Genomic DNA, 6,999 nt, shown 5'->3' on the forward strand with positions numbered 1-6,999 from the left:
CGGGCGGCGCCGCCGCCGTATCGGCCGGAGCCACGCCGGTCGCCGCCTCGACGGCCTCGGCCGGATCGGTTTCCGGCTCCGCCGGGCCGCTGGCGCGGCGGGCGCGCTTGGCCGCCTCCTGCTGGGCGATCAGCGTTTGCAGCTCGGCGGCCAGGCTGGTCGATTTGCCGGTGCGGGCCCAGTCCGCGGCATTCTGGTCCTTGGTATCGCGGGTGGTGACGTCGGCTCCCGCCTTCAGCAGCAGCTCGACCATCGCCTTGTTGCCCGACAACGCCGCCATCATCAACGGGGTTTCGCCGTTGGGGGCCGGCGCGTTCACCATCGCCTTGCGTTCCAGCAGCAGGCTGGCCATGGCCAACTGGCCCTTGGAGGCCGCATAGTGCAGCGGCGTCCAGCCCAGCCGGTTGACCTGGGCGCCGCGCGCCATCAGCGCCCGCGCCCGGTCGGTCTGGCCGGCGATGGCCAGGTACATCAGCGGCGTCTCGCCGGCCGGGTTCTCGGCATTGACGTCCGTGCGCGGGTTGGCCGCCAGCACGTCGAACACTTTCCAGGCCCCGTCGACCACCGCCCGCATCAGGGCCGGCTGGCCATTGCGGTAGCGTACGTTGGGGTCGGCGCCCTGCGCCAGCAGATCCTTGATTTCATCCGGATAGTCGTTGGCGACGTAGACCCACCAGTCCGACGGATTGGCGGCCTGGGCCAGCGCCGGCGTCGAAACGGCGACGCACAGCGCCAGCAGCGCGCTGCGGCAGTGTGAAACGAGGCGGTGACGGGAGAACGCAGCGCTGGCAGCCATGGGTAATCCTGATAAATTACTTTAAATAGTTGACGTTAGATTATTTCTTTATCTTATTGAAAAGATTAAAGAAATTTTCCGTTGAAGCTCGTGCCACCTCGGCCACGCTGATGCCCTTCAGGTCCGCGATCTTCTCGGCCACGTGGATCACCTTGGATGGGTCGTTGAGCTTGCCCCGGTACGGCACCGGCGCCAGGTACGGCGAATCGGTCTCGATCAGCAGGCGGTCCAGCGGCACCTTGGCGGCCACCTCGTGCACCACATGCGCGTTCTTGAACGTCACGATGCCGGACAGCGAGATGTGGAAATTCTGGTCGAGCGCGGCCTGGGCCACTTCCCAGGTCTCGGTGAAACAGTGCATCACCCCGCCGACCTCGGCGGCGCGCTCCTCGCGCAGCATCCGCACCGTGTCCTCGGCCGACGAGCGCGTATGCACGATCAGCGGCAGGCCGGTGTCGCGGGCGGCGCGGATATGACGACGGAAACGCTCGCGCTGCCAGTCCAGCGGCTCGGACAGGCGGTAGTAGTCCAGTCCGGTCTCGCCGATGGCCACCACCTTCGGGTGGGCAGCCAGGCGCGCCAGTTCCTCGGGCTCGGGGTCGGGCGTGTCCTCGTAGTCGGGGTGCACGCCGACCGAGGCCCACAGGTTCGGCTGCGGCTCGACCAGCGACATCAGGCCCGGCCATTCAGGCATGTTGACGCTGACGACCAGCGCGTGGGTCACCTGGTTGGCGGCCATCCGCTCAAGGATGGCGGGCAGGTCGGCCGCCAGCTCGGGGAAATTCAAATGGCAGTGGGAATCGACGTACATGAGACGGGGATGAGGAAAGGCGCGGCGTCCGGACGACGACCCGGACTGGCCGGATCCGCCGCCGCGCCGCGGCAGGTTACGCCTGGCAGGATAGCACCACGCGCTGCAAGGTCGCGTGGGCGAAAAGCTTGGCATTCAAGGGATGCGTGGCCAGCGCCCGCTGGCGCGTCAGCCAGCGCGCGGCCTCGGCCGCGCGCGCCGTGTTCATGCGCGCGGCGACCTCGGCCACGGCGGCGGCCAGCGCCGGGAAATAACGCACCGGCGCGCCGGCGGCGGCCAGCATCAGGTCGGTATAGAGGCGCTGCAGCGCGTCGATCCACTCGAGCGGCGGGGCCTTTTCCAGGGTTTCGGCCAGGGTGCCGACGTCGGGCGTCTGGCCCTTGGCCAGCGGGCCCACCAATTGGGACAGCCACGGCGGGCAGGCGGTCTCGGCATTCTGCGCCAGGCGCAACGCGGCCAGCGGCGCGCCACCGGCCGCGGCCAGCCATTCGCGCGCCGGCTCGACATTCTGGTCGCGCAGCCATTGCAAGGCGGTATCGGCATCGGGCGCCGGCAGCGGCAGGCGGCGGCAGCGCGACACCAGCGTCGGCAGCAGCCGGTCGGGCGCGTCGGCCACCAGGAGGAACACGGTATGCGGCGGCGGTTCTTCCAGCACCTTGAGCAAGGCGTTGGACGACACCACGTTCAGCGTGTGCGCGGGGTACAGCAGGGCCACGCGCCAGCCGCCGCGATGAGTGGCGGTGTTGAACCAGGATTCCAGCGAACGGATCTGGTCGATGCGGATTTCCTTGGACGGCGCTTTCTTGGCCGCGCCCGTGGCCGGCTCGGCCTCTTCCGCGCCCTCGGCGGCGTCGGCGCCCTCCTCGACCGCCACGGCCTCGGGCCGGATGCGGCGCAGGTCGGGATGGTTGCCGCTGGCGAACCAGGCACAGGCGGCGCAATGGCCGCAGGCCAGGCCGTCCTGCGGCGTCTCGCACAGCAGGCTGGCGGCGGCGGCATTGGCGAAATCCAGCTTGCCGATGCCGGCCAGGCCGTGCACCAGCCAGGCGTGGGCGAAGCGCTCGCGGTTGCCGAGCCAGGCCCGCGCCGTCTCCATCTGCCAGGGCAGGAACTGGGGCGCGCTCATGGCCGGGCCGCCACCAGTTGGCGCAGGCCGGCTTCCAGCTCGGCGCGGATCTCGGGAATCGCGCGGGTCGAATCGATCACGTGGATACGGTCGGGCTCGGCCGCGGCGCGCGCCTGGTAGGCCGCGCGCGTGCGTTCGAAGAAGGCGGCGCCTTCGCGTTCGAAGCGGTCGGGCTCGCGGGCGTCGGCCAGGCGCGCGCGCGCCACCGCCAGCGGCACGTCGAACAGCCAGGTGCGGTCCGGACGGCCGGCCTGCATCCAGGTTTCCAGCGCGGCCACGCGCGCCGCCCCCAGGCCGCGGCCGCCGCCCTGGTAGGCGTAGGTGGCGTCGGTGTAGCGGTCGCAGACCACCCAGGCGCCGCGCGCCAGGGCCGGCTCGATCACCTGGTGCAAGTGCTCGCAACGGGCGGCGAACATCAGCAGGGTTTCGGTATCCAGCCCCATCGGGTCGGTCAGCACCAGGGCCCGCAGCTTTTCGCCCAGCGGCGTGCCGCCGGGCTCGCGGGTGGAGACGACCTCCAGGCCCTGGCCGCGCAGGAACTCGGCGATCCACTCGCTATGCGTGCTCTTGCCGGCCCCGTCGACCCCCTCCAGCGTAATGAAGCGTCCGCGTGAGGTCATTGTTCTTGTCCTTGTGCTGGCGCCGGATCGTCGCCCGGCGTGGAAGTGGCTGCCGTCTCGGGCGTCGGCGCGGCGGCGGGCGCGGCGGGCCTGCCCGCAGGCGCCGGGCGGGGCGCCGGCGTCTGGCCCAGGATATAGCGGGAAACGTTGCGGTTGTGCTCGGACAGGTTCACCGAGAACTCGCTGGTGCCATTGCCGCGCGAGACGAAAAACAGGAACTTGTGCTGCTCAGGCTGCACCGCGGCCAGGAGCGCCGCGCGGCCGGCCGCGGCGATCGGCGTGGGCGGCAGGCCCGGGCGCGTGTAGGTGTTCCAGGGCGTGTCGGTCTGCAGGTCGCGCTTGCGGATGCGGCCCTGGTAGGCGTCGCCCATGCCGTAGATGACGGTGGGGTCGGTCTGCAGCAGCATGCCGATCTTCAGGCGGTTGGCAAACACGCCCGCGACCCGGCGGCGATCCGGGCCATGGCCGGTTTCCTTTTCGATGATGGACGCCAGCACCAGCGCTTCATACGGCGTGGACAGCGGCAGGTCGGACTGGCGCTTGGCCCAGGTGTCGTCGAGGATGCGCTGGCCTTCCTGGTACGCGCGGCGCAGCAGGTCATAGTCGGTGCTGCCCGGCGTGAAGATGTAGGTGTCGGGGAAGAACATGCCCTCCGGATGCTTGATGTCCGAGCCCAGGCGTTCCATCAGGGCCTCGTCGCTGATGTCCCCCAGCGTCTGCTTGACGTCGGGATTCTCGCGCAGCGCCTGGCGGATCTGGCGGAAGGTCCAGCCCTCCAGGAAGGTGATCTGGCGCTGGGTCATGTCGCCGCGCGCCATGCGTTGCAGCAGCAGCCAGGGCGTGTCGCCGTTGATGGCCTGGTAGCCGCCGGCCTTGATCAGCTTGTCCTGTTCGGTCAGGCGCGCCATCCAGACGAAACCCGGCTCCCAGACCGGCACGCCGGCTGCGTTCAGCGCGCGCGCGACGGTGCGCGGGCTGCTGCCCGGGTCCACCACGAAATCGATCCTGTCGGCCGACAGGGGAATGGGTCGATGCATCCAATGCCAGGCCGCGCCGACGGTCGCGGCGACGGCCAGCACGATGAGCACGAATGACCACAGGACGTAAAAACGGAGTCGCTTCTTCATAAGTCTGGGAAGTTTAATGGATCGCGCGGACCTGTCGGAGCAAAACGAGGGCCGGAGCGCGTCACGCGCCCCTTTGCCCTGCGCGGGCATCGGCCTGCGGCGATGAGAACACGGCTATCATCAAGCCTTTGATGACGAGTCACGGGCCCACGCAGCCATGCATGCTTTCCATTCTTCGATCCCGGCGCGCGCCGAAGGTTGCGCGCAATTGGCGCCGTTGGACGATTTCGCCGTTTTCAGCGCCAGCGGCGCCGATGCGCTGACCTTCCTGCACGGTCAGTTGACCCAGGACGTCACCGGACTGCCCGCCGACGCCGCCCGCCTGGCCGGCTATTGCACCGCCAAGGGCCGCCTGCTGGCGACCCTGGTGATGTGGCGCGGCGCCGCCCCGGCCGAAGATGCCCCGCAACTGTACGCCCTGGTGCGCCAGGACCTGGCCGCGGCGCTGATCAAGCGCCTGTCCATGTTCGTGCTGCGCGCCAAGGTCAAGCTGGCCCCCGCCGCGCTGCACGTGGCCGGCGTGCAGGCCGACCCGGCGCAACTGCCCGCCCTCGAAGCCGCCGCCGGCGCCCTGCCGCGCACGCCCTGGCAACGCGCCGAGCTGCCTTCCGGCACCTGGATCGCCGCGCCCTCGGCCGGCGCCGTGGCGCGCTGGTGGTGGATCGCGTCCGACGAGCAACTGGCCGCGGCCGCGCCGCTGGCCGCCGTGCTCGGGCAGGTCCCGGCCGCGCAATGGCACGCGGCCGACCTGGCCGCCGGCATTCCCTGGATCACCACGGCGACCCAGGACGTCTTCATTCCGCAGACCGTCAACCTGGACCTGATCCAGGGCGTCAGCTTCACCAAGGGCTGTTATCCGGGCCAGGAAGTGGTGGCGCGCAGCCACTACCGCGGCACCGTCAAGCGCCGCATGGCGTTCGGCACCATCGCCGATGCCGGCGTGGCCGATGCCGGGCTGGCCGGCCAGGACGTGTTCGACGCCACCCAGCCGGGCGAGCCGACCGGCCGCATCGTCGACGCGGCCCGCGGTGACGCCGGCGTGTCGGTGCTGTTCGAGACCACGCTGGCCGCGCTGCCCGAGGGCGACCTGCGGCTGGGCGCGGCCGACGGTCCGCGCATCGCCGCCGCGCCGCTGCCCTATTCCATCACGCCGTAACCTCGCCGCCGGCGGACGCGGCCCCGGCCGCGTCCAGCCAGCGCCGCAGCGCCGGATCGCGCACCTCCAGCACCTCGAACAACCCCAGCGCGCGCAGCGCCGGCAGGGCCTCCCGCATGTCGCGGGCGGCGACCTCGCGCGCGGCCGGCGCCGCCTCGGCATCGCACCACACCCGCGCGTTCAGCAGAAAGGCGCCGACCGTGCCCTTGCGCACGGTCACGCCCCCGAATTGGGCGGCGTCGCGGTCGTCCGGCAATAGGTCCTGTGCTTGCATCATGTTCTCCTGTTGATGAGCAGAGACTCACGATAGTCGCCCTCGCGCGGCAAATCTGCGGTAATTTTGACAATCAATACCGCATTTGTGCCAATCCGGAGCCCCCTTGTCCACGCGCCGCCCCTGCCCGCCCCCCGCACCCGCCGAGGCCGCGCCGCCCCTGATCGCCCCCGACCTGGCCGCCGCGCCCGATGGGCCGCCCCTGCTGGCCGTGCGGCGCCAGGACGCGGCGCTGCGCCACACCGCCACGCACCGGCATGCGCGCGGCCAGTTGTTCGGCGCCTATCGCGGGCTGCTGACGGTGGTGGCGGGCGACCGCCAATGGGTCGCGCCGCCCGCGCACGCGATCTGGATTCCGCCCGACTGCCCGCACGGGCTGCGTTCGCATGGCCCGTACGCGGGCTACAGCGTCTACCTCAGCCCCGCGGCCTGCGCCGACCTGCCGGCGGCGCCCTGCGCCCTGCGGGCGTCGGCGCTGCTGCTGGCGGCCGTCGAGCGCGCCGCCGGCTGGCCGGACGCGGCCTGGGACGCTGTCCGTATCCGCATCGCCGACGTGGTGCGCGACGAGATCCGCACCCTGCCGCGCGCCGGCGATGGCCTGACGCTGCCGCGCGACCCGCGGCTGCAGCGCCTGGCGCTGGCGTTGTCGGACGCGCCGGCCGATACCCGGCCGCTGGCCGCCTGGGCCGACGCGATCGGCATGGCGCCGCGCACGCTGGCGCGCCGCTTCCTGGCCGAGACCGGCCTGTCGCCGGGCGCGTGGCGCCAACGCGCGCGGTTGATGCGGGCGCAGGAAATGCTGGCCGCCGGCCGTGGCGTGACGGCCGCCGCGCTGGAATCGGGCTATGACAACGTCAGCGCCTTCATCGCGATGTTCAAGCGGGAATACGGCGTCACGCCCGGCCGCTACGACGGCCGGGGTCCGGTGGGAGATTGAACGGCCGGCGGCATGGCGCCGGCCCGTGCCCACGCGCCGGTTTACTCGGCGTCGGCGGCCTTGCGCGGACGGCGTGCGCGCGTGGCGGTCTTGCGCGCCGGCTTGGCCGGCGCGGCGTCGGCCGTGGCGCCATCGGCGGCCGCATTGCCCGG

At 71.5% G+C, this 6,999-nt stretch carries 8 protein-coding genes; 2 read left to right on the forward strand and 6 right to left on the reverse strand.

Annotated elements, in window-relative coordinates; all coding sequences use genetic code 11:
* The 5 genes from HV783_RS28920 to mltG form a co-directional block, all read right to left on the reverse strand.
* Positions 1–796, reverse strand: a 796-nt coding sequence (locus HV783_RS28920) for an ankyrin repeat domain-containing protein (RefSeq protein ID WP_254604093.1), incomplete at its 3' end; no start/stop codon positions are given.
* 40 nt (positions 797–836) lie between these two features.
* Positions 837–1,607, reverse strand: a complete 771-nt coding sequence (locus HV783_RS28925) for a TatD family hydrolase (protein WP_054435743.1) — start codon at positions 1,605–1,607, stop codon at positions 837–839.
* A 76-nt stretch (positions 1,608–1,683) separates the two neighbouring features.
* The gene (holB, locus tag HV783_RS28930) at positions 1,684–2,733 is read right to left on the reverse strand and encodes a DNA polymerase III subunit delta' (protein WP_054504443.1); all 1,050 of its coding nucleotides are present in this window, start codon (positions 2,731–2,733) and stop codon (positions 1,684–1,686) included.
* Positions 2,730–3,353: a dTMP kinase gene (gene tmk, locus HV783_RS28935; protein WP_175190320.1), complete on the reverse strand. Its 624-nt coding sequence runs from the start codon at positions 3,351–3,353 to the stop codon at positions 2,730–2,732. The genes holB and tmk overlap by 4 nt, the downstream gene beginning before the upstream one ends.
* Complete coding sequence (mltG, locus tag HV783_RS28940; RefSeq protein ID WP_054504441.1) at positions 3,350–4,480, reverse strand: endolytic transglycosylase MltG; 1,131 nt, start codon at positions 4,478–4,480, stop codon at positions 3,350–3,352. Before mltG ends, tmk begins: the two co-directional genes overlap by 4 nt.
* A 157-nt stretch (positions 4,481–4,637) precedes the next feature.
* Here mltG and ygfZ point away from each other — a divergent pair, with 157 nt between their 5' ends.
* The gene (ygfZ, locus tag HV783_RS28945; protein ID WP_116793403.1) at positions 4,638–5,636 is read left to right on the forward strand and encodes a CAF17-like 4Fe-4S cluster assembly/insertion protein YgfZ; all 999 of its coding nucleotides are present in this window, start codon (positions 4,638–4,640) and stop codon (positions 5,634–5,636) included.
* Here ygfZ and HV783_RS28950 read toward each other — a convergent pair.
* Positions 5,626–5,910: a hypothetical protein gene (locus tag HV783_RS28950; protein WP_144658011.1), complete on the reverse strand. Its 285-nt coding sequence runs from the start codon at positions 5,908–5,910 to the stop codon at positions 5,626–5,628. The two genes, ygfZ and HV783_RS28950, sit on opposite strands and share 11 nt — an antisense overlap.
* Positions 5,911–6,016: 106 nt before the next feature.
* Between HV783_RS28950 and HV783_RS28955 the strand changes: the two genes are divergently transcribed.
* Entirely contained in the window at positions 6,017–6,847 is an 831-nt protein-coding gene (locus tag HV783_RS28955) for an AraC family transcriptional regulator (RefSeq protein WP_254604095.1), read from the forward strand.
* The last annotated feature ends 152 nt before the right edge of the window (positions 6,848–6,999 follow it).

The sequence above is a fragment of the Achromobacter dolens genome, from assembly GCF_902859745.1.
Classification (GTDB): domain Bacteria; phylum Pseudomonadota; class Gammaproteobacteria; order Burkholderiales; family Burkholderiaceae_B; genus Achromobacter; species Achromobacter dolens.

Bases quoted from the DNA above. Each gene is read 5' to 3' on its own strand.
- tmk (WP_175190320.1), bottom strand. From the start codon at position 3,353: ATGACCTCACGCGGACGCTTCATTACGCTGGAGGGGGTCGACGGGGCC.
- ygfZ (WP_116793403.1), top strand. From the start codon at position 4,638: ATGCATGCTTTCCATTCTTCGATCCCGGCGCGCGCCGAAGGTTGCGCG.
- mltG (WP_054504441.1), bottom strand. From the start codon at position 4,480: ATGAAGAAGCGACTCCGTTTTTACGTCCTGTGGTCATTCGTGCTCATC.
- holB (WP_054504443.1), bottom strand. From the start codon at position 2,733: ATGAGCGCGCCCCAGTTCCTGCCCTGGCAGATGGAGACGGCGCGGGCC.
- HV783_RS28925 (WP_054435743.1), bottom strand. From the start codon at position 1,607: ATGTACGTCGATTCCCACTGCCATTTGAATTTCCCCGAGCTGGCGGCC.
- HV783_RS28950 (WP_144658011.1), bottom strand. From the start codon at position 5,910: ATGCAAGCACAGGACCTATTGCCGGACGACCGCGACGCCGCCCAATTC.